Genomic DNA, 24877 nt, shown 5'->3' on the forward strand with positions numbered 1-24877 from the left:
CAGTCAGAATCAAAAGGTAATAAAATCCAGACTGGTTTACCTAATGCTCCTGCCAAATGTGCCACTGCTGTATCTATACTAATTACTAAATCTAATTGTTTTATTGCTGCTGCTGTATCAGCTAAATTCTTAAAAGATGAACCATTATTATATACTTTAGTTTGAGAGTTCAGCCATTCTAAATCTGCTGGCAATACTTCCTTTTGTAAAATATAAAAATTAGCTTTACCTATACTGAGAATTTCCTCTAAATATTCAACTGGGCAAGAGCGTTTTTGGCTAGTGTTAATGTTACTCTTTGTTTGCCAACATATGCCGATTTTGAGATTTTTTTCTGGAGCAGGTGGCATCTGAAAGTCAGTAGATTCAGGAACAGATAAATAAGGAATTTCAGCAGGTATAGTTTCTAAGGTAGTTGCCAAAATTTGAGGTAGACTCATTAATGGAATTTGCAGGTGAAAATCTGGTAAAGTTTCACCTTTAACAAATAATTCATCTATTCCTGAGACAGTAGTAAATAATAATTTTAGTCCTGCTTGATTACATTCAACAATTACCCGCCCTCCTAGTTTTTTCACTAGAGGAATATAGCGGATAAATTGAATGGAATCTCCCAAACCTTGTTCAGTATAAACTAACAAAGTTTTGCCCTGAAAATTTGAGCCCTCCCACAAAGTTTGAGAGAAATTACGAGAGCTAATATCTTTCTTTTGCCAGCGCCATTCATATTCATTAAATCCTTGAATAAAATTTCCTTGTTTCAGCAAGATACTTGCCAGACCAAAGTGAGCATTTGCATGATTTTTATCTAATTTAAGAGCTTGTTGATAATATTTTTGAGATTCTATAAGCTTTCCTAGCTCTAAAAATATGTTCCCTAAACCGTTATATGCTTCAGCATAATTTGGCTTAAGTTCAAGGGCTTTTTGATAATATTCAATGGCAGCTTCAAGTTGAGATTCTGTAAGTTTTCCTAGCTCTAAAAATATGTTCCCTAAACCGTTATATGCTTCAGCATAATTTGGCTTAAGTTCAACGGCTTTTTGATAATGTTCAATGGCAGCTTCAAGTTGCTGGCTATCCTTCAGTGCTAGACCAAGATTACTATGAATTTCGGGATTATTTGGATTTAGTTTCACAGCTTTACTGAGGTAGGAAACTGCTTCTTTTGGTTTCCCTTCTAAACCAGCAATAACCCCTAATAAATTCAGCAACTGCCAATTTTCTGTATCTCTTTCTAAGATTTGATGGCAGAATTTTTTCGCTAATTTTAAATTTCCTTTTTGATAATTCTTTACTGCGGACTTAAAAATATTTTCTAATGTCTTATTTTCCATAAATTTAGCCTACTTATAAAATTGTTGATTCAAATTAGTTAGAGTAGCGGAATTAAATTTTTAAATTTGTAGCTATTATTATAGTAGTCCTATTTTGGTTATGTAAAAAATAACGTTGAAAAACGCAACAGCTCTGAAAGACAATATACAAACGGAGTAACAGCTTCAGAGTTTTTATCTATTTTTTGAGTTTTTACAGCCTATTTAGAATTGCTATAGAGTCTTTCCAGATGGACAATTAATAATGTTGATTTAATCAACTATCTCCTGTCGTTAAGTTTTGCAGAATTACCCCATACCTAAGAACTATAATTTAAGACTTAAAACCTACTATACTTTAAAAATATGTCGCAACCTACTCAAGGCATTCCCAATATTCCCGATCTTACTCATCCCCAAGAATTAATTGAATTTGGCAATCACATTCTGAAAGTATCTCTGATATTAATTATTCTCATTGGTTTCTTTGGTTTAAGTATAGCTATTATCAGTTTTACTCTCCGTAATCAAGAATCAGAAGCAAACATTTTTATTAATGAATTAGTGTCTCAATATTAAAATTTACTTAAAAAGTTGCCACATCTAATTCTAGTTTTAATTTTGTTAGTGGGAGGATTTTTTCTTGGTTCAACTCTTAGTAATCGTTATCATCATTGGGAACAAGCAAAAATCGTAAAAATTGTTGCTGGTGTAGCAGGCGATCGCCTCGAAAAAATGGCTCCAAAAGTTCGTTATATAGTAGAAGAACCATATACATATTATCAGTAGATTAATAATAAACAGGTGGAACTTCAAAGTACGAGAAATTTCGATAAATATCTCAGAATAAATTCCTCAGAAATTGAAGTAAATATTAACCAAGCTAAAGACGTTCAAAATCTCAAGGCTATTTATGTTGTAGATTTTTCCGCAGAATATCAAATTACTAACAAACTTCAAGATATCCAGGATTTTTTCTTTGAAATTCGTCCTCCTTATGGCTATTCTTTACTTCAAAACTTTCCCCTTGAACAAAACAATCAAAGATTAATTCCTACTAACCCTGGAAATTATAGTTTTCCCTTTAATTTATCCCCTGAAAAAACCATCAATTTCAAAGTAAACTATCAAGCTCAAGGCAGACCCCGTTGGATTTATAATGCCAATAATCAACTATTATCAAACTTCCGATTAACAGCATTAGCAAATTTTCTCAAAGCAGACTTTGCTAGTAGCATTGTTCCCACTGAAACTATCGAATCAATCAAATCAAATTAGGGTCGTAAATTTACTTGGATATTTGATGATAATGTTTCTGTCAAAAATCCTTTTGGAGTTTTTACCGCCACAGACCCAGTTAAAAATACAGGCATTTTACCCCGTCTATTAATATTAGCTCCCCTATTATTTTTATGGTGGTTAATTCTCTTATATTTTTCCCTACCTTTGAGTTGATCCAAAAATTGGGTTTAAAGCCTCCCCTTTTAAGGGGATAATAAATAAAAAATTTCATGATTAGTCAATCCTCTTCTTTTCAAGGAGAGGTAATTCTAAATTCTAAATTCTTAATTCTAAATTCTTGAAGAGACCTGGCAATATTAGGCGGAATTTTCTTTGCTTGTTTATTGACTTTGACTTACTGTACTCGCTTAATTGATGCAAAATTTGTCTGGAGTTTAATGTCTCCTATTATTAATTGATAATTGATAATTGATAATTAGGGCTTACCGATCTAATCTAAAAGCATTGACATATAAATACTTTAGCCTTTTTGTGGTCGAAAAAAGTACCTGGTTTTAAGCTCTTGATGCTCAAAAAATTAGTATTTTAGGCAATAGTTGAGCAGAAAAATCATTCTTACAATTCTTACTCCTACCTACTCTACATTCCCCGTTCCTCCTGTCTCCTGTCTCCAGTATAGCTGTCTCCTACCCCACCAATTAGTTTCCTATAGTGGATTAACTTTAAGTATTGCCGGATTACTTTCTGTTATTTGGTTAGTAACTCGTTATTGGTATCGGTGGGATATAATTAATAATTAATAATTAATAATTAATAATTAATAATTAATAATTAACAATTAATAATTAACAATTAACAATTAACAATTAACAATTACTTCTTCTTTTTCTTCTTTACCTGTTGAGAATACTCAGCTTTTTCACCCTTAATATAATCTCCGAAGGCAATGGTTTATTTTATTAATTGATAATTGATAATTGATAATTGATAATTGATAATTGATAATTAGGGCTTACCGATCTAATCTAAAAGCATTGACATATAAATATTTTAGCCTTTTTATGGTCGAAAAAAGTACCTGGTTTTAAGCTCTTGATGCTCAAAAAATTAGTATTTTAGGCAATAGTTGAGCAGAAAAATCATTCTTACAATTCTTACTCCTACCTACTCTACATTCCCCGTTCCTCCTGTCTCCTGTTTCCTGTCTCCAGTATCGCTGTCTCCTACCCCACCAAAAAGACTTTCCATACGCAAACCCTAATTACCTCTGGTTAAAACCGTTACCGAATTGAATATAAGGAAATATTATTTCTTCTCTTGGTCGATTGGATATAACTCCGAGACCCGCTCTTATCAGAGCCGCTCCGAATGGCGCCATCCATCGACCGCTTTTTTACCCTTAAAAGGATCAGCTTTAAACCAGAATTATTGAATTATTAATTATTCGGTAAACCCAAAGGTTAATATCTACAGGAAATTTAAGTTTTTTCTTGCTTAATAGCCTTTCTCTCTCTTCCCTATTCCCTCTTCCCTCTTCCTTCTTCCTTCTTTCTTCTTACTTTAATTGATAACTAATTCCTGCATCTTTCATTCTTTTTAATGCTGCATAAATCCGTTCTTCTTCCACTGTTAACGCAATACGAAAAAACCCTTCTCCAGAAGCACCATATCCATTTCCAGGAGGCACGATAATGCCACATTTGTCTAGCAAAAAGTTAACAAATTCTTGAGATGTATAATTTTTCGGAACCGGAACCCATACATATAAACTTGCTAAATTAGGTTGAATCGGCCACCCTAAAGATTGTAAACCTTCTATTAGAATATCTCTTCGCCTTTGATAAACAGCTACTAAACTTTGCAACTCTTCTTCAGTAGTAGAAAAAGCAGCGATCGCCGCTTTTTGAATTGCTTTAAATACTCCAGAATCTACATTAGATTTAACTTGACTTAATCCCTTAATTCCCAAACTATTTCCTACCACAAAACCAATCCGCCATCCTGTCATATTGTAAGACTTAGATAAACTATGAAATTCAATTGCTACATCTTTTGCACCAGGAATTTGTAATACACTAGGAGGTTTATAACCGTCATAAGCCATTTCAGAATAAGCATGGTCGTGACATAGTAATATGTCATAATGGCGACAAAAATTTACTAATTCCTCAAAAAAATCTAAAGTAGCTGTGGCACCAGTTGGATTATTAGGATAATTCACCCACAATAATTTTGCTTTTTGAGCCACTTCTTGAGGAATAGTCTTTAAATTTGGCAACCAATTTTCAGTCTGGAGGTGCATTGGATAGGGTTGACCCTCCGCAAAAATTGTTGAGGTGCGATAAACTGGATAACCAGGGTCAGGAATTATGGTATAATCCCCTGGATCTACAAAAGCTAGGAAAGTATTGTGAATTGACTCTTTAGAACCTATTGAAGAAATTACTTCTGTTTCTGGATTTAAATCTTCAATGGCAAACCGACGTTTCATCCAATCTGCTGCTGCTTGTCTATATTCTTTTATACCTTTGTAGGGAGGATAATGATGATTGGTGGAGTCTTTAATTGCCTCATGCATTGCCTGAATAATATGTTTTGGTGTTGGTTGGTCTGGATCTCCTACACCCAAATTGATGATGTCAACTCCTCTTTCAATTAATTCATTCCGTTTACGGTCAATTTCGGCAAAGAGATAAGGTGGTATTCGTTCTAACCTTTTGGCAAGCTGCATAGTAATTTCTATAGACTCCTAAACTAAATTAATTTACAATAGCAAAGTGTATCTTATCAAATTAAAAAGGAGTCAGGAGTTTTTCAAAGTCAAAAGTAAAATTTTTTAAATGTTCAGATTTTTCCGTTGTAGTTTTAGTTAAAATCCCGGTCTAAAAAATTATTATCTAGTAAAAGCTTTTAGCAATTCAGCATTCAGCATTCAGCATTTTTTCACAGGATGCTCCCCAAACAACTTATATTTCTTCTACTGAAACCAAGAACAATACAATTTCAAAGAAATGTCTACCCAAGATGTTAGCTGAAAGCTATTTAATAGTGAATTATTCTAGTTATTAATATCTTGATAATTTCACTGTAGTTAACGCACTTGCTCTGCCAACGCTATATTCACAAACCAAAGAAAAACCATCATTTTGTGAAGCTCAAAAAAAACGGCAAGGTATTTCCTCTTGCATCTTCAAAAAGCGAGTGTGTAATTCCGAGGAGACCTCGGAATGAAAGACACACTCAAGACAAATCGTGATACCATTTAACCATTGGGTGTAACTCGCACCTATGCATGACTTTTTATTCAACCCAAAAACAGCATTTCGCCACTGAATATATATAGAGATACAGAGATACTCACACCATCAAAGCACCAGAAAATTTTCATCTTGTGAAGCACTCAGATAAACAAGTAGCAGACGCACAATTTACCCGCCCCATCAACACATTCATATATTTACTCATGTAGAAGCCATCGCTATATTCACAAACCAAAGAAAAACCATCATTTTGTGAAGCTCAAAAAAAACGGCAAGGTATTTCCTCTTGCATCTTCAAAAAGCGAGTGTGTAATTCCGAGGTCTCCTCGGAATGAAAGACACACTCAAGACAAATCGTGATACCATTTAACCATTGGGTGTAACTCGCACCTATGCATGACTTTTTATTCAACCCAAAAACAGCATTTCGCCACTGAATATATATAGAGATACAGAGATACTCACACCATCAAAGCACCAGAAAATTTTCATCTTGTGAAGCACTCAGATAAACAAGTAGCAGACGCACAATTTACCCGCCCCATCAACACATTCATATATTTACTCATGTAGAAGCCATCGCTATATTCACAAACCAAAGAAAAACCATCATTTTGTGAAGCTCAAAAAAAACGGCAAGGTATTTCCTCTTGCATCTTCAAAAAGCGAGTGTGTAATTCCGAGGTCTCCTCGGAATGAAAGACACACTCAAGACAAATCGTGATACCATTTAACCATTGGGTGTAACTCGCCCCTACGCATGACTTTTTATTCAACCCAAAAACAGCATTTCGCCACTGAATATATATAGAGATACAGAGATACTCACACCATCAAAGCACCAGAAAATTTTCATCCTGTGAAGCACTCAGATAAACAAGTAGCAGACGCACAATTTACCCGCCCCATCAACACATTCATATATTTACTCATGTAGAAGCCAACGCTATATTCACAAACCAAAGAAAAACCATCATTTTGTGAAGCTCAAAAAAAACGGCAAGGTATTTCCTCTTGCATCTTCAAAAAGCGAGTGTGTAATTCCGAGGTCTCCTCGGAATGAAAGACACACTCAAGACAAATCGTGATACCATTTAACCATTGGGTGTAACTCGCCCCTACGCATGACTTTTTATTCAACCCAAAAACAGCATTTCGCCACTGAATATATATAGAGATACAGAGATACTCACACCATCAAAGCACCAGAAAATTTTCATCCTGTGAAGCACTCAGATAAACAAGTAGCAGACGCACAATTTACCCGCCCCATCAACACATTCATATATTTACTCATGTAGAAGCCATCGCTATATTCACAAACCAAAGAAAAGTTATCATTTTGTGAAGCTCAAAAAAAGCGGCAAGGTATTTTCTCTTGCATCCTCAAAAAGCGAGTGTGTAATTCCGAGGTCTCCTCGGAATTACACACTCAAGACAAATCGTGATACCATGTAATCATTGGGTATTACTCGCCCCTACGCATGACTTTTTATTCAACTACAGAAAAACTTATATTTTGCGTTGATACTTAATCCAAAAATCATTACCACTCAGCAACGCCCAAATCAATACTTTTGACTTTAAAATGCATGACTTTTAACTTCCGCGTAGCAGCACTAGCTATTTGTAGCAAATATTTATCAATTTGCTATAAGAACTCCATAAGCAATTTCCCTTTTCCTAGATCATGCTGCACAAACAACATAGCTGCCTTCTTCAATGAATTTGACTAAAGTTATCAAAATAACATGGGTCTAAAACCCCGCTTTTAAGGTGAAATATTTTTGGAGAGTTGCTCAAATCCCCGTTACAAAAATAACTGTCTTGAGTGTGTCTTACATTCTGAGGGGACCTCAGAATTACACACTCGCTTCTGACTTCTGACTTCGTTAAAGCACTACACATTAAGGTGTTTGACATGAATAGAAACTGTTTGCGCAGCATTCCGTAGGAAAACCCTTTTGTATTTCCCTGTTGCCTTGCACGCAGCACTATAAAAGTAATTAAACATTTTAATTAAAACTTATAAAGTTTAGATATTGTGTTAATAATGTAGAAAAGAAAGCCTGAAAAGAATAAATAAATAATCAACACTAAAAATCTAAATCTAAACCTAAGAAACTTCACTTGTGCCTCTTAAATTTATCTCCAACCAAATCAAAAAAATCTACTTCAAAAATTCTATATCAAATATCAAAGTTATATACAAAACCCAGATTTATGCACCCTAAAAAAATAGATCATTATAATTAAACTTCATCACTAGATTCAGATACAATCTCAACTAAATAATTGTACCAATTAATATTCACTTTCCAAAGACCAAAGCTATTTATCAAAAGTTCATATATACTACCAAAAACCAACAATTGATAGATATTTAGATATCAGTTAAATATCTGAAATTTTCAACCAAAATAAAGTTAAAACGATTTGCAGTTTATACACTGGGAACAAGCTGAACTCTGCCTGCATCCATCTCCTCCATTAATAATTCTAAAGCTTCATAATCTACATCAGAAATATAGCCAAGTCGTGTCAACTCAAAGTTGATTTGATTTTCGATTTCAGGAGTCAGTCTGCGAAAATAAAGAGCTTTAGATACAAGTTTCTGAATCATACATTTTGGTTCCATTGCTAATAGAAAAACCCTACATAATTAAATTCTCTGCTAAATGCTTACTCTTGTAGGTGATCCAATCCCAGATAAAAGAGTGATATTAATCAAGTTGGACTATAAATTAGGAGTAACTTGTCGTCGTGAATCAGAATTTCAAAGTATAAGTTTTTGATGCTATCTTGAAATATGGGCATTGCTGATTTGAGGTACGATATCGTGTCAGGATAAGAGCGCGAGTAAAAAACTTCCTCCTTCTACTACTCTGTTTCTTCTTCTTTCTTCCCTCCTGACTCGGTTTTTCCCCTCCTGGGAGGAGTTAGGGGTGGGTTGACTCCTCAGTAATTAAGATTAATATCATACACGCGCTTCAGCAACGCCAAAATATGTGTGTCCAGAAAATACAAATTAGGTACAAATAGTGGTAGTAGCAGCAGAGAATTTACTAACATCAGAAATCTTAAAACCTGCTCGTTACCTTGGTAATGAGTTGGGAGCTTTCCATAAACCTTGGGACAACCCTCAAGTCCGCTGGGTACTAACCTATCCAGAAGTTTATGAAGTAGGAGCTTCTAATTTAGGACATATAATTCTTTATAACATCTTAAACTCTCAACCAAGACAACTATGCGATCGCGCATATTTACCAGCTCCAGACTTAGCACAGAAATTACGAGCTACAGACACCCCACTATTTGCTGTTGAATCAAGGCGACCGCTCACTGACTTTGATATTCTAGGATTTAGCCTCAGTTATGAATTAGGAGCCACAAATATTTTAGAAATGCTAAGTTTAGCAGGTATTCCCCTAACTTGGCAAGAACGAAAATTAACCTCCCACTCTCCTCAAGCACAACAAACCTATCCCTTAATTTTTGCAGGAGGCCAAACAGCAACTTCAAACCCAGAACCTTATGCAGACTTTTTTGACTTTATTGCTTTAGGAGATGGAGAAGAGTTACTACCAGAAATTGGACTAATCGTCGAACAAGGGAAAACTAATGGACTAACTAGAGAAGAATTACTCTTAGATTTAGCCCAAATTCCAGGGGTGTATGTGCCACAATTTTATGAAATGGCTAAAGATGGCTCTGTATTCCCCATTCGTGAGGACGTGCCAAAAAGAATATTGCGCCGAGTGGCCGCACCTATGCCAGCTTATTCTATAGGTTTAGTTCCTTATGTAGAAACAGTCCATGACCGACTGGTAATAGAAGTACGACGTGGTTGTACCAGAGGATGTCGCTTTTGTCAACCAGGTATGTTGACTCGACCAGCAAGAGATGTAGACCCAGAAGAAATAGTAGATACTATCGAAAAGGGTTTGAGAGTTACCGGACATAATGAGTTTTCTTTACTTTCCCTAAGTTGTTCTGATTATCTGGCATTACCAGCAGTGGGCACTGAAATTAGAAACCGCCTCAAAGATGAAAATATTTCTCTATCTTTACCCAGTCAAAGAGTTGATAGATTTGATAAAAATATTGCCAATATTATAGGTGGTACGAGGCAAAGTAGTCTGACCTTTGCTCCAGAAGCAGGCACCCAAAGAATGCGGGACATTATTAATAAGGGATTGACAAATGAAGAACTGTTGCGAGGAGTCAAAACCGCTTATGAACAAGGTTGGGATAAAGTTAAGCTCTATTTTATGATTGGTTTACCTGGTGAAACTGATGCGGATGTGTTAGGTATTGCAGAAACAGTTAATTGGTTACAACAAGAGTGCAGAGCTAAAGGTCGCAAGAAACTACAGGTGACTCTGACAATTTCCAACTTTACTCCAAAACCTCATACACCTTTTCAGTGGCATTCTGTCTCAGTAGCTGAATTTGAACGTAAGCAAGAATTACTGAAGACAGAATTTAGAAGAATGAAAGGTGTAAAGGTAAATTATACCGATGTTCGTATCTCAGCAATGGAAGACTTTCTGGGTAGAGGCGATCGCCGTCTAGCATCTGTAATTCGCCGTGCTTGGGAACGAGGAGCAGGAATGGACTCTTGGTGGGAAAGTTTGGATAGAGCTTTTGCTGCATGGAGTGAAGCTATTGCAGAATCAGACTTAAGTTGGAAATATCGCCAAGTAGAAAATGGTGAGTGGAATGTATTTAAAAATACAGAAAATTCTACTGAAATTAGTTCTGCTCAAAACTTATCATCTCTACTTGACCAACCTCTACCTTGGGACCATATAGAGACTGGAATTGATAAAAATTGGCTAAAAGAAGATTTGCATAGAGCTTTAGCAGCAATAACTGTTCCGGACTGCTTTTTTGCAACTTGTTCTCATTGTGGTGTATGTGGTCCAGATTTAGGTCATAATATTGTAGTTCCGCCTTTGCCTATTCCAGAATTTGATGGTCAGTTTGTGCCAAACCAGAATAAGGTACAACGTCTAAGAGTTTGGCTAGGAAAGTTGGGAGAAATGGCTTTGGTTAGTCATTTAGATTTAGCTCGACTATTTGCTCGTGCAGTTCGTCGCAGCTCTATACCCATTGCTTTTACCGGAGGATATCATCCAAGTCCACGAATTATTCCGGCTAGTGCTTTATCTCTTGGAACAACTAGCACAGGGGAAATTGTGGATTTTGAGTTGACAGAACCAATGGATGTGGTAGCATTTCAAAATAAACTGGGAGCTGCTTTACCAAAAGATATACCTATATATAGGGTTGAAGAAATAGAGGTAAAGAGTCCTTCTGTATCTCAGATATTGGAGAAAGCAGAATATATTCTGAAGGTCCGGAAAATAGCTGAATCTTCAGAAAATTTAACAGAAGATTTCTACAATCAAAGAACAGAAGAAAAGCTAAATTGGCAAGGTTGGGTAGAGGCAATTAATAATAGTGAATCAATTCTGTGGGAACAAACCACAAAATCGGGTAAAGTAAAAGTTATTAACTTACGCGATCGCTTATTTGAGTTGGAGTTTATAGAGTACCCAACCACTGATATTTTTTCTTTAGAAACGAAATGGGATGCTAAAATAGATGGCATTATTCGTTATGTAGGAAGTTATCAGAATGATGGAACTTTACTACGACCACAACATATAATTTATATGCTGGAACAAGTAAGCAAACAGGAATTTGAATTACTGCATTCTCACCGGAAAAAGTTATTTTTGAGGTGATGTAAATTAAATAAGAATCTTATAGATAGGTTTTTGTTTGTAAGTGTCAGATTTGAAAAAATTACTCGAAAAAGGAGGAAAAAAGTCAGAAAGTATAAGCTTGAAAATAAATTTCATAAATAACATCAATAAATGGAATTTTGGAAACCTTTACTATCTTACTTTGTACCTCTAAAAAATATTTGTTACCGAGATTAACTAATGAATTTATCTACCCTCCACTGTAGAGTTGACAGCAAAAATGTACCAGATAATTTATGACTAGCAAAGCTGACATAATGTATTTTTTTTGGTAGTGAAAAGTTCAGAAAGTTAATTCAAATTACAAAAATGTGAATCGAAAGCAATATAATTTTAGATTAATGTGGAAATGTATCTTCATAAACTTCAATAGTATGTAGATTTCAAAACTTTGACAAAAAAAATGTCAAATTGTGTCTCAAATAATAATTGATGACGCTGTTCATCTAAGGAAGATTTAAATAAAATAATGTGGAATTTAAATATTACAGCTTGATTAGTTGCAATAACCTATCCTGACAATAAAATTTAATTTATCTAGTTCTAAGTAAGTTCCTAAAAAATTAAATATTTTAAACTATAGCGCTATGCGCTAGGGAATAGGGAACAGCAAACTGTAAAATGGTTTTAGGATTGAAAAATGTACTGACCAATTCTTGTAGTGCTATATTGAATAGAACAGATCGAAAAATGAAGATTTGTAAAAAAATTGGATGATTTTTAGTGTTAAGAATTGAAAATACCGTAATATATAATAATTTGGTGGAACTATTCAAATTGGTAAGGGTAAACTGAAGCTTAACATACTCCCCGGCGTAAACGCGCGAGGATTCTCCTGAAACCAGGATTCTTAGTTTGCTGACGCAAGGCTACGCCAACAATGAGTCCACTTAAATGAAACACCTTGCGACATCTAATCCAGAGATGGTTCTCTCCCCAAGGGTTTGCTCTATTCTAAGAACCTGTTCCCCTATGACCTACGGTACAGTTCAAACCTTAAAAAAACTTTGGTGTTCTGGTACTTGTTGCTTAGAGCAATTCCTAAGTACAAGCATTACTGTACAAAACCCCATAACTCTTCTCTTGGTCAGCATTTCCTTGCGTCTGACGGCGACGCGGGGTCTGACCGCAGTTTTCAAGGTTCAAACGCTACAATTTACGTAGCTATAGGTTTTTAGAGCAGTTGAATACCTGATCCGCTTTTTTTAGCATAGCACAAAGTCCCCCTAAAAGAGGGAGGCTTTAAACCCAATTTTTCGGTAAACTACTCAACACCAGACCAAGCATTATCAAAAAAAAAGAAGAAAAGTTCACACAAGCATTGTAGTAAATATTCAAGATTACAAATAACCTAAATAACACCAAAGGTGACTTACATCTATAGCGCCACATTTTTATAAAGCAATTGAGGAAATTGAATGCCAAAGCAAATAATTATTGCCGAGCAACATAGAATTGCTGCGGTATTTTCTGAAGACCAAATACAAGAACTTGTCGTTGCTACAGGTAGCCATCAAGTTAGTGATATATACCTAGGAGTTGTAGAAAATGTACTACCTGGGATAGATGCAGCATTTGTAAATATTGGAGACCCCGAACGCAACGGATTTATTCATGTTAGCGACCTAGGGCCATTAAGATTAAAACGGTCTTCCGGTGCAATAACAGAACTACTGACACCCCAACAAAAAGTCCTAGTGCAAGTGATGAAAGAACCCACTGGTACAAAAGGACCACGCTTAACAGGCAACATAACTCTACCAGGCCGCTATTTAGTCCTCATGCCTTATGGACGGGGAGTCAACCTATCCCGACGTATTCGTTCTGAAAACGAAAGAAATCGCCTCAGAGCATTAGCGATTTTAATCAAACCAGCAGGTATGGGACTATTAGTCCGTACTGAAGCAGAAGGAATGGAAGAAGAAGCAATTCTAGAAGATTTAGAACTGTTGCAAAAACAGTGGGAAACAATCCAAATGGAGGGCAACTCCAACAGAGCACCTGCACTACTAAATCGTGATAGTGACTTTATTCAAAGAGTGCTGCGAGATATGTATAGCACAGATGTAAATCGGATTGTAGTAGACTCTAGTGAAGCAGTGAAGCGAGTCAAAAAACACCTGCTTAACTGGAGCGGGGGCAAACCACTACAAGTTTTAATAGACTATCATAGCGATCGTATCCCTATCCTAGAATATTTCCGGGTTAATGCAGCCATTCGAGAAGCTCTTAGACCTAGAGTCGACTTACCCTCTGGTGGTTACATTATTATTCAACCGACTGAAGCATTAACCGTGATAGATGTCAACTCCGGTTCTTTCACACGCTCCGCTACAGCTAGGGAAACAGTACTTTGGACAAATTGTGAAGCAGCTACAGAAATAGCCCGTCAGCTACGCCTGCGTAATATTGCTGGGGTCATTATTGTGGACTTTATTGATATGGACTCACGGCGAGACCAATTGCAAGTTCTTGAACACTTTAATCAAGTTCTCAAAGCTGATAAAGCAAGACCTCAAATAGCTCAGTTATCAGAATTGGGGTTAGTTGAGTTGACTCGTAAACGCCAAGGTCAAAATGTATATGAACTTTTTGGTCACACTTGTCCTAGCTGTAATGGATTGGGACATTTAGTTCGTTTACCAGGCGAATCAGAAATTCCCATGGAGGAAGTTAATTTGCCTGTGGTTAGTCGTACCCCAGAGGTCGAAGAAACTATGAGACCAACTATTGCTCCTCCAACTTTGGTAACAGCAACTCAAACTTCTACTGGGGAGACTACACAAGGATATCAAGAAGTAGAGTCTACTCATCATTCCTCAGATTTAGAATTGTTGAATCACCCTAGTTATCAAGAATCTAACCGACGGCGACGACGGCGACGAGTAGGAGTCGGTGAAACAATGCAAGATGAATCATTAGAATTGCAAGAAAGAGAAATGGGCACAGAGATGGAATATCCTATGCTTTCAGAAGGATATCCACTAACAACACCCAATAGACGTCCGGGAAGAGAGATAATTAGACCTATTACTGAACCTCCAGAAATAGTGACAGTAGAAATGACACCTGATGAGCAGGATGTCTATGCTTTGATGGGTATTTCTCCAATAACTCTTTTAGAAGAGGGAACAGTTAAAAATTCCAAATCAGTCATTATTTCTATTCAGGAACCTGGGGATAATAGTATTAGAGAAACAACAGAAAAAAAAGAAGATGTTGACCTTGAGTCAGTAGTAGAGTACGAAGAGGAGAATAACGATGAAGATCCACAATTAGAAGATCCACAATTAGAGGAGGTTGACTCATCAATGTCTTTAGAGGAAGAGGATCAAATTAATTTTGATAGTGAAGATGAACATGGTCAGTACGAGGCAGAATTGAGTGATTCAGATGTCGATCTAAGTTCAGATAGCAATGACTCTGATGACTCAGGGCCAATTCGCCGTCGTCGTCGTCGTTCTTCAGCAGCTACAGAAGAATAAACAGAATTTATATTCATAGCAGGTAAAAGGGAACAGTTTTTAACAACTAATAATTAGGGTTTGCTTATAGAAAGTATTTTTGCTGGGGTATGGGGTATGGGGTATGGGGTAGGCAGTAGGCAGTAGTTAGGACGTAGAATAAATGGGAATTACAGAGTCAGTGGCCAAAATGATAGTAAGAGTGATTTTTCGGCTGCGTGCTTCGGTGAAAATCCTCACTTTTTTAACCTGAGCTTCTCAAAAGCTCATACTTTTTCCAGACATAAATTGCCTAAAAGCAATATCAGTCAATGCTTTGATCTTTAATCAGCAAGCCCTAATTAATAATTAATAATTACTTCTCCTTGAAAAGAAAAAGATTGACGCAGAGCGTGAAAATTTTTCTCCTTTAAAGGAGAGTAAAATCTTTTCTCTGTCTCAGGTTCATCATCAATCTCTGTCAAACACCAACTCGTTCCTTGCTATATCTATAACCTCAGTTCTGTAATACCAATGTGAAAAAAAATGCTACGCTTAAGTGAAACTTCAATTATTAAGTAATTAACATATAATGAATAATTTTTTGATAATTATTAACCAGTTATTGTTAATTATTCCCATGTTTACTTCTCCCCCACTCCCCTACTCCCCCACTCCCCCACTCCCCTAGTCAAGAATAAATGGTATACCCTATAGAGCTAATTAAGTCTACATCTTTACCTCTCACTGCTGGTGTGGATGAAGTGGGACGTGGAGCATTATTTGGACCTGTAGTGGCAGCAGCAGTAATTTTGCCAGAAAAAGTTTTGGATGACTTGGCATCCCCCCTAGCTTCCCTTAATAAGGGAGGCGAAATAATAGATAGTAAAAAATTAACACAAAAGCGTCGTTGTCATTTGGCTAGTCAGATTCAAACTATAGCTTTGGACTGTCAAATTGGTATAGCTTCCGTGCGCGAGATTGACCGTTTGAATATTTTACAAGCTTCTCTATTGGCTATGAAGCGAGCTGTTCTCAGGTTGGAGTATCGGCCAAGTTTGGTTTTGGTTGATGGGAATCAGCAAATTAAAGATTTATCTATACCTCAGAAGGTCATTGTTAAGGGAGATAGTAAATGTTTGGCGATCGCTGCTGCAAGTATTGTGGCTAAAGTTTGGCGAGACACATTAATTATACGTCTGGCAAAGAAGTATCCTGTTTATGACTTGACTAATAACAAAGGTTATGGTACAAAAAAGCACAAGCAAGGAATATTAAATTATGGGCGATCGCCTCAACACCGTATGTCATTTAGTCCTTGCCAGCTTTCCCTATTTACTATTTAGGGTTTGCTGATTAATTCTCAAAGTATTGATAAATAAAGGCTAAAGCCTTTTTGGGGTTCAAGGGGGTGCCAGCTTTTCGGTGCAAAAAGCTCATGCATGCTAGTATTTTCGGCTGACTATGGTAGAAAAATCCCAAATTGACAAAACTTAGCTCCTACCTCCTCGCTCCCAAGCCATTTCTTCTGTCTTCCCCTCCAGGGAGGGGGAGGGGCGAGGGGTGGGTTGTCTCCTGTCTCCTGTCTCCTACCTCAGTAAAAAGACTTTATGAGCGCAAACCCTATTTAGTTCTAGAAATTATACACAACTAAAGCAAACATCAAGTCCCCCAGCATTTTTCTGGATAAATTTAATTTCACCTTCTTCAATGGCCTTTTGAATAGCTGTAGCTTTTTGAGTTTAATTTCTATTCTGGCAAAGTTTGAGCATTTTTTCCAAAGCAACATTTAAGAGTGGTTATTCCACTACTAATATAGGTCTTGCTACATTGCCTGATGAAAAATAAATTGTTATCAAGATACAATAATCAAGGAGATAGAGTCTTCAAAAATTTAAACAATAACGAACGACAGCAAATAGGAAAAAACCTATTTTAAGGGAATAGCAAATCAAAAAATTCAAGAAAAGATTAGATTTAAGACTATCACATGGTGGTATTTATTAAGAGTAATAAAGTTGCTCGTTGCATACAAAAAGTAAAGAATAATTGAAAAAATTGGGCATTAAAAGGGGATAATGATTTTGAAAATCATATTTACCACGTCAATTTTTTACATAAAAAGTAGCACAAATATCAGTGTGTTATCGGTATTTATAGTCTATAAATAATCATAATTTAACTGATACGGAAGCCAAATTAAATTGAATAAATCAAGCATAAATATTTGATGGAGTCAGATAATTAGCCAGGGTGATTCCCTACTGACTAATGTACATCGCCAATCCGACTGCTCCCCTAAATGACTACTGACTACTTGCCATTTATACTAAGTTTTGAAGTGCGGAATGTAGGTTAAAAATTTTAGACAAAATAGATGGTAAAATTTGAATCAAAAAGTCTCAATAAAGTGATGGTTAAAATTCAAAAAAAATTGTAAATAGAGGTAAGTAAAGATACAATAAAAAGAATTATCAAAAAGCTGAATATGAAATGGAAAATAATTAATATAGGAATAAGTAAGACTCCTAATCAATAGGAATAATCAGAAATAATAACTTTGAAAAGTTGCTAAAGATTAATGAAATTTCAGGAATCAGGGAAAAAGGGAAGATATGATTTAACGCAAAATAAATAAAGCGCGTCTATACTAAAAATCAGTATCAAGAAAAGAATACGATGATTGGTCCTAGTTCTGATGGTTTCTCTTATTTATTAGATAACAATCCTAATAACTTTACTGTATCCGTAAATTTACTGACTCCATACCCAGAAGGTCTACAAGCTCTAGATGGTAATGATACAGTAATAGGCTCATCAAATCCTGAACTAATTAATGGTAATAAAGGCAACGATAACATATTTGGTGGGGGTGGTTCGGATACTTTACGAGGAGGTAGAGATAATGATTTGATTTATGCTAATCAAGGTAACGATCTAATTTATGGAGAAATTGGTAACGATACAATTTATGGAGAAATTGGTAACGATACAATTTTTGGGGGTAAAGAAAACGATCTTTTATTAGGTGAAGATGGTAACGATCTAATATCTGGAGATTTAGGAAGAGATACATTAATTGGAGGAGCAGGCAATGACACATTTGTGCTACGAGAACCTGAAAATAATAGTATAGATACGGCAGATATTATTGATGATTTTGATGCTAATTTTGACAGAATAAAAATACCAGAAAACTTAACAGAAAATGACATCTTATTAACGGCAGATTCTTTATCGGGGGATACATTAATTCAGGTTCAGACAAATGGTTTAATTTTAGCAAGAGTTAAAGCAATATCTGACACACAACTTGTTGAAAGTCGTTTAATTTTTGGGAATAGTATAAGTATAAATGGAGTTCCACAAACAGCTAGTTCTATACAATCAAGCTTTAACAGTACTTTTGGATATGGTTTAGTTGATGCCTCAGCAGCAGTGGCCAATGCTATTGGAGCTGCCCCTTTTCCAGATATTCCAGATATTGGCGGAAATCAGTGGGGACTAGATTTAGTCAAAGCACCAGAAGTTTGGAATCAAGGTTTTCAGGGAGAGGGTATTGTAGTAGCTGTCATTGATAGTGGTGTGGATAATACCCATCCTGAATTAACAGGCCAAATGTGGAGTAATAGTGGTGAGATTCCCAACAATGGTATTGATGATGATGATAATGGTTATATAGATGATACCTGGGGTTGGGATTTTGTCAATAATGACAATGACCCAAGGGATGAAGAAAGTCATGGAACTCATATCGCAGGTACAATTGCTGCGAAGAGAGATGGAGTAGGAACAACTGGAGTAGCTCCAAATGCTAAAATTATGTCTCTCCGGGTACTAAATGATGAAGGAGTCGGTAGAGTTAGCGATGGAATATCAGCTATTCTCTATGCTGTTGACAATGGAGCAGATGTAATTAACTTTAGTTCTGGTGGGAGAAATTTAGTTAGGAACGAACTTGATGCTATTCGTTATGCTGCCGATCAAGGTGTTGTATTTGTTTCTGCGGCAGGTAATGGTGGTTTAAGTAGTCCTGATTATCCAGCAAGATTAGCTAATGAATATGGAATTGCAGTTGGGTCAGTAGATCGAAATGCCAGGTTTTCTTCTTTCTCTAATAAAGCTGGAGGTGAACTGGATTATGTCGTAGCCCCAGGAGGAGATGGTTTTCCTGAAGATGCAGGAGATATTTATGGACCTGTAGTTCCTTCAATAACAGGTAACTTATATAGTTTCTTTGCTGGTACTTCTATGGCAACACCCCATGTTGCAGGTGTAGCAGCTTTAATTAAACAAGCTAATCCTAGTTTATCTGCTGAGGCAATTGAGAATATAATTATTGATACTGCTAATTCTACGACTGTTAGTGTTTGACCTATGCCAGATGTAGAATATCACACCATAGCACTACGCAAATAGAGCGCGGAGATTCTTCTATTTGCTATAGATACTTTGATATTTTTGAGGGTAAAAATAGCTCAAACCAATACAGGACAAAGGAAATACATCAATAAGCTCAAAATTGCTCTTTGGGTGGCATGACCGAGGAAAACCTAGATAGATCGACAAATAAGCTAATTTTACGTTAAATTCTTGCTACGTAAGCTTTTGAGACTATTTTTCAGATGTTTTTTACTACAGTCTCCCTATTCTCAACTCCCAACTCCCTGCTCCCTATTGCCTTTTCACTCAAATTTATTGTCCTAACCAAAGAACGTACTGCTATACTTTCATGTTGCAATAGATTGAACTTGAATTTTAACTACTGACTATTTATTATTACCGATTGACTGGTGATATTAACTAAGTAGGTATAGTAAATATCTAATATGAAATATAAGAAAGAATGATACGAATAATTTAACTGGTTAAAAAACTTTACCCAGAAATGTCGATTTGACTAAAAACAGAGTTTTACTCTAATAAATGATATGTAGGCTATTCCTGGTGACTCATGACTTCTAATTTATGCCTCCTGACTCCTTGAAATAGCCTAAGTATTTGTAGCAAAAATTTTAGTATTTCATATAAATATGGGACTATCATAATCCTCATGGTTAATCTTGAGATTAATACAAATCTTTGATTTGTATTAAATATATGAATAGAGGCACCCAAGTATCCGAAGCGAGAGCCAAATAATTGTCCTTTTCCAAAATTAGTCATCTTTTTCGTAACTAAATTTGCCCTCTATTTCGCTATAAGCTTTATGATCAGGACTGTGTGTGGTGTGAAGTGAAGGAGTAAGATGACTGCCGATAGCCAATTCATCTCTGGCAAGGTAATTAGAGGGTTTACAGGACACGGTTTTCAACCTTTCCTCCCCAGAGATAGACAAAAAAGTCGATTTCTAGGGGGCCTAGAGGTAGGATTTTATAAACGATTATTTGATATCCTGTTTTCTCTGTCGGTTCTCATATTGTTTGCCCCTGTTTACCTGTTTATAGCTTTACTAATTGTCTTTAGCTCACCAGGATCTGTTTTTTATGTTCAAGAAAGAGTGGGTAAAAATCGAAAGCTTTTCCGTTGTTTGAAGTTTAGAACTATGGTGAAAAATGCAGATGAGATGTTAGGAGAAATCATGGAAACATATCCTCATCTGCGCCAAGAATTTCAAGAAAGTTTTAAATTAAAACATGACCCTAGGATTACATGGATAGGTAAATTTCTCAGGGTAACGAGTTTAGATGAATTTCCCCAATTTTGGAATGTTTTGAAAGGTGATATGAGCGTCGTAGGACCGAGGCCATTAGTGGTTGAAGAACTACCAAAATACGGTCATCACATGGATAAAATTCTGACAATCAGACCGGGAATTACAGGTTTATGGCAAGTTTCTGGTCGAAATGATATTCCCTACCCTAAGAGAGTTCAAATCGACCTTTTTTATGTAAACTTCAGAAATTTTTGGATAGATATATGGATCATGTTTAAAACAGTTGGTATTGTTGTTTTCCCAAAAAACAATGGTGCTTACTAAGGCTTGCCATTAATGACTAAGTGATTTAAAATTAACTGAAGTTCTTACAGGGTTAGAGGTTGATAGTATTTTTCCAACTATTATCTTTCTAACCCAAATTGATAAGTTTAAATAAAATCTGTTTTAGTTGCTTCAGAGAAATAGTATTTTTTAAGGAGTCAAGTTGATTAATATTAACTAAAAACTCTTGGTTATGAGAACTGTTTTAGGTTAGTCTATAAATCTGGGGATGGTAGAGAGTATAACCCTACTATATAAGCAAAAAAATAAATATATATTTATTGCTTTTGCACTGTAGCGATTGAACTAATTATTATGGACATTCCCCTGCCAATTTATTACCTTGTAAATATTAACTCCAATGACTGAAAAGAAACGAGCACTAATTACTGGTATTACAGGTCAAGATGGTTCATACTTGAGCGAACTTTTGTTAGAGAAGGACTATGAGGTTCATGGTATTATTAGACGTAGTTCTAGCTTCAATACAAATAGAATAGACCATATATATCAAGACCCTCACAATCCCAATGTTAGTTTATTTCTGCATTATGGAGATTTAACTGATGGAACTACTATACGTCGCATTCTTGAAGAAGTCAGACCAGTAGAAATATATAATTTGGGTGCCCAGTCCCATGTGAGAGTGAGCTTCGATTCTCCAGAGTATACCGTAGATACTGTAGCAATGGGTGCTCTACGTTTACTCGAAGCAATTCGAGACTACCAATATCGTACTGGAATAGAAGTCCGTTTCTATCAAGCTGGTTCTTCTGAAATGTTTGGCAAAGTTCAGGAAGTACCCCAGAAAGAAACTACACCTTTTTATCCTCGTAGTCCTTATTCTTGTGCTAAAGTTTATGCCCATTGGCAAACACTAAATTACAGAGAGTCATATAATCTCTTTGCTTGTAATGGCATATTGTTTAACCATGAAAGTCCACGTCGGGGGGAAACTTTTGTAACTCGCAAAATTACTCGTGCTGTAGCCAGAATTGTAGCGGGTAAACAGAAGAAACTCTATCTTGGTAATCTAGATTCTAAACGAGATTGGGGATATGCAAAGGATTATGTCCGAGCTATGTGGATGATGCTACAACAGGAGCAACCAGATGATTATGTGATTGCTACTAATGAAACTCATTCTATTAAGGAATTTCTAGAAATAGCATTTACTCATGTTAATCTAAATTGGCAAGATTATGTAGAGTTTGACCCTCGTTATTTACGTCCTGCAGAAGTAGATTTATTGATTGGTGATTGTACAAAGGCAAAAGAAAAACTAGGTTGGCAACCATCAGTTACATTTACAGAGTTAGTACATTTGATGGTTGATTCTGATATTAAAGCTTTGGAAAAATCTAGTATGGTTGGTAGTGGGTTTGATTAAAATTTTTTGCCTAAATCTAAGATTGTAATTACTGTTGAAGTTAATCCTTAATTATTTTGAAGTGATACTTAATTTAGCTAATTTTGTTTGCGCTATATAACTAAAAGTTGACAAAAAAATTGAGACTTGAAAATTAGCTGAAAAGTGGAAAAAAATTATGGGGTGTATCTATAAAGTAAGTCTGAGTTAAAGTAGTTAATAATTATAGATAAACATCCCTAATTTAAGCAATAGGAATGAACTCAAAAGTTGAACTAGCTAATTAATGAGGATGATATAGAATTACATTACTTAGAATTAATTATTTTGAAGTTGATGTGAAATAAAGCTAGGTATTCGATTTAAGATACTGAATATCCTGTAGGAATTATAGATAGTTTCCTATACCTAAAGATTGGAGATGTAATCAACTTGAAAGTTACTAAGAAAATACTGATAAGCTGCAAAAAAATCTCATAAAAATCCTGAATTTTCAGGAAAATATGACAAATTAAATTGAACTACTATAAAATGCAAAACGGTTGACAAACTTGAGAATAGAAAATCAGAAAGATTTAACTAAGTCAGAAGTTTTTTTTGTAACGGGGATTTGAGCAAACCTCCAAAAATATTTCGCCTTAAAAGGCAGGGTTTTAGACTCAATTATTTTGATAATATAAATTACATTCCTCTACGGTCAAATAGAGCAAATAGAGGATTTTTCTAATTACTTCATATCAGTCTAATTTCTGATAGATAATATTGTATCGCTTGTCTTTCCGAACTGACTGATTCTAATTAGGGCTTGCTGATTAAATCTAAAAGTATTGACATATCAAGACTTTAGCCTTTTTGAACTCGAAAAAAGTGCGCCTATTTCAGTCTAAAATGCTCAAAAATTCAATATTTTAGGCGCATAGTTGGGCAGAAAATCTTGGGACAATTCTTGCTCCTACCTCCTCGCTCCCAAGCCATTTATCCTGTCTCCTGTCTCCTGTCTCCTACTCCTACTAATAGACTTTTTCAGCAAACCCTAATTAGGGCTTGCTGATTAAATATCAAAGTCTTGATAGGTAAAGGTTTTACCCTTTTCAGGTACTAAGGGAGTACCAGCTTTTAGGTGGTAATGGTTCAAAAATCTAAGACTTTCGGCATTTCGAGGGGTAGAAAATCACTGTTACGATTCTTCTGACTACTTCTTCTATAATTCCCATTCCTCCTGACTTCTGGATTCTACCCCCTACCACTCATACTTTTTCAGCAAACCCTAATTACCTAGTGCAGGATGGGGGAAATAACTTACCAGTTATAAAATCCTAAAACAATTACAAATCAATACTTTTGACTTTATGTATGGGCGAATGGCCATTTATCCCTACGACTTTTAACTTCCGGGTAGCGGCACTAAACCCTGGACTTAATGTCTGATGAATATCAATCTCGGAGATTTTTTATGACTAAATTAGAGTTAGAAAACAAAAAAATTCTGGTGACAGGTGGATCGGGTTTTCTTGGACGCCAAGTTTTAGATCAACTTAATCAGGCAGGAGCTAATCCTAATAAGATTACTATACCGCGATCGCGTGATTATGACCTTTGTACCTTAGAAGCTTGCCAAAAAGTAGTTGATGGACAAGATATTGTAATTCATCTTGCTGCTCATGTAGGTGGTATTGGTTTGAATCAAGAAAAACCTGCTGAGTTATTTTATGACAATCTAATGATGGGGGTTCAATTAATTGATTCTGCTTATAAAGCAGGTGTAGAAAAATTTGTTTGTGTGGGTACAATATGCGCTTATCCTAAATTTACTCCCGTTCCATTTAAAGAAGAAGACCTTTGGATTGGTTATCCAGAAGAAACTAATGCTCCTTATGGTATTGCTAAGAAAGCTCTTTTAGTTCAATTGGAAGCTTATCGTCAACAATACGGTTTTAATGGAGTTTATCTATTACCTGTTAACTTGTATGGGCCTGAAGATAATTTTAATCCAAAGAGTTCTCATGTTATTCCTGCTTTGATTAGGAAAGTGCATGAAGCACAACTTAGAGGAGATAAAAAATTACCTGTTTGGGGTGATGGTAGTCCTAGTCGTGAATTTTTATACTCTACAGATGCGGCTAGAGGAATTGTGATGGCAACTCAATTTTACAATGAATCTGAACCTATTAATTTAGGAACTAATTATGAAGTAAAGATTCGTGATTTAGTAGAATTAATTTGTGATTTAATGGAATTTCAAGGGGAAATAATTTGGGAAACTGATAAACCAAATGGTCAACCTAGAAGATGTTTGGATACACAAAAAGCAAAAGAAAAATTTGGTTTTGTTGCTAATGTAGATTTTAAGCAAGGACTGAAGAATACAATTGAATGGTATCGAAAAAATGCTGACTAAGTTTAAAGAATATAGATTTTATCTGTGATAATTAATTGACATAAGATAGAGCTGGAAGAAAATTATCTTTCAGCTTTTATATAATTCAAAACTTT

14 protein-coding genes are annotated in these 24877 nt (G+C 35.6%); 10 read left to right on the forward strand and 4 right to left on the reverse strand.

Going from position 1 to position 24877, the window contains the following annotated elements; genetic code table 11:
* On the reverse strand, nucleotides 1-1337 hold a 1337-nt coding region (locus tag F6K23_RS18950; RefSeq protein ID WP_293158704.1), incomplete at its 3' end, for a tetratricopeptide repeat protein.
* 345 nt (nucleotides 1338-1682) lie between these two features.
* Between F6K23_RS18950 and F6K23_RS18955 the strand changes: the two genes are divergently transcribed.
* The 3 genes from F6K23_RS18955 to F6K23_RS18965 are packed head-to-tail and all read left to right on the forward strand — an operon-like array spanning nucleotide 1683 to nucleotide 2594.
* Nucleotides 1683-1895 (forward strand): hypothetical protein, encoded by a 213-nt coding sequence (locus F6K23_RS18955; protein WP_293158706.1) that lies wholly within the window; start codon nucleotides 1683-1685, stop codon nucleotides 1893-1895.
* Nucleotides 1896-1910: 15 nt separating this feature from the next.
* A complete protein-coding gene (locus F6K23_RS18960) occupies nucleotides 1911-2105 on the forward strand; it encodes a hypothetical protein (RefSeq protein ID WP_293158708.1) in 195 nt (64 codons plus the stop codon).
* Nucleotides 2106-2120: 15 nt separating this feature from the next.
* Nucleotides 2121-2594 carry a hypothetical protein gene (locus tag F6K23_RS18965; RefSeq protein ID WP_293158710.1) on the forward strand — a complete coding sequence of 158 codons (474 nt, stop codon included), beginning with the start codon at nucleotides 2121-2123 and terminating at the stop codon, nucleotides 2592-2594.
* Here the strand turns inward: F6K23_RS18965 and F6K23_RS18970 are convergent.
* The 3 genes from F6K23_RS18970 to F6K23_RS18980 all read right to left on the reverse strand — a co-directional run bounded on the left by F6K23_RS18970 (nucleotide 2591) and on the right by F6K23_RS18980 (nucleotide 8441).
* Nucleotides 2591-2776 carry a hypothetical protein gene (locus F6K23_RS18970; protein WP_293158712.1) on the reverse strand — a complete coding sequence of 62 codons (186 nt, stop codon included), beginning with the start codon at nucleotides 2774-2776 and terminating at the stop codon, nucleotides 2591-2593. The two genes, F6K23_RS18965 and F6K23_RS18970, sit on opposite strands and share 4 nt — an antisense overlap.
* 1337 nt (nucleotides 2777-4113) lie before the next feature.
* Entirely contained in the window at nucleotides 4114-5289 is a 1176-nt protein-coding gene (locus F6K23_RS18975) for a pyridoxal phosphate-dependent aminotransferase (protein WP_293158714.1), read from the reverse strand.
* Nucleotides 5290-8261: 2972 nt separating this feature from the next.
* The gene (locus F6K23_RS18980) at nucleotides 8262-8441 is read right to left on the reverse strand and encodes a hypothetical protein (RefSeq protein WP_367267750.1); all 180 of its coding nucleotides are present in this window, start codon (nucleotides 8439-8441) and stop codon (nucleotides 8262-8264) included.
* A gap of 418 nt (nucleotides 8442-8859) precedes the next feature.
* Between F6K23_RS18980 and F6K23_RS18985 the strand changes: the two genes are divergently transcribed.
* The 7 genes from F6K23_RS18985 to F6K23_RS19015 all read left to right on the forward strand — a co-directional run bounded on the left by F6K23_RS18985 (nucleotide 8860) and on the right by F6K23_RS19015 (nucleotide 24782).
* Nucleotides 8860-11571 (forward strand): TIGR03960 family B12-binding radical SAM protein, encoded by a 2712-nt coding sequence (locus F6K23_RS18985; RefSeq protein ID WP_293158718.1) that lies wholly within the window; start codon nucleotides 8860-8862, stop codon nucleotides 11569-11571.
* A 1439-nt stretch (nucleotides 11572-13010) separates the two neighbouring features.
* Nucleotides 13011-15077, forward strand: a complete 2067-nt coding sequence (locus F6K23_RS18990; RefSeq protein WP_293158720.1) for an Rne/Rng family ribonuclease — start codon at nucleotides 13011-13013, stop codon at nucleotides 15075-15077.
* A 659-nt stretch (nucleotides 15078-15736) separates the two neighbouring features.
* Nucleotides 15737-16381 (forward strand): ribonuclease HII, encoded by a 645-nt coding sequence (locus F6K23_RS18995; RefSeq protein ID WP_293158722.1) that lies wholly within the window; start codon nucleotides 15737-15739, stop codon nucleotides 16379-16381.
* 1333 nt (nucleotides 16382-17714) lie between these two features.
* A complete protein-coding gene (locus F6K23_RS19000; protein ID WP_293158724.1) occupies nucleotides 17715-19409 on the forward strand; it encodes a S8 family serine peptidase in 1695 nt (564 codons plus the stop codon).
* An 874-nt stretch (nucleotides 19410-20283) separates the two neighbouring features.
* The gene (locus tag F6K23_RS19005; protein WP_293158726.1) at nucleotides 20284-21015 is read left to right on the forward strand and encodes a sugar transferase; all 732 of its coding nucleotides are present in this window, start codon (nucleotides 20284-20286) and stop codon (nucleotides 21013-21015) included.
* Between the two features lie 361 nt (nucleotides 21016-21376).
* Nucleotides 21377-22405, forward strand: coding sequence for a GDP-mannose 4,6-dehydratase (gmd, locus tag F6K23_RS19010; RefSeq protein ID WP_293158728.1), 1029 nt, complete (start codon nucleotides 21377-21379; stop codon nucleotides 22403-22405).
* 1432 nt (nucleotides 22406-23837) lie between these two features.
* Complete coding sequence (locus F6K23_RS19015) at nucleotides 23838-24782, forward strand: GDP-L-fucose synthase (RefSeq protein WP_293158730.1); 945 nt, start codon at nucleotides 23838-23840, stop codon at nucleotides 24780-24782.
* Nucleotides 24783-24877: the final 95 nt, after the last annotated feature.

The organism is Okeania sp. SIO2C9, from assembly GCF_010672455.1.
Taxonomy (GTDB): Bacteria; Cyanobacteriota; Cyanobacteriia; order Cyanobacteriales; family Microcoleaceae; genus Okeania.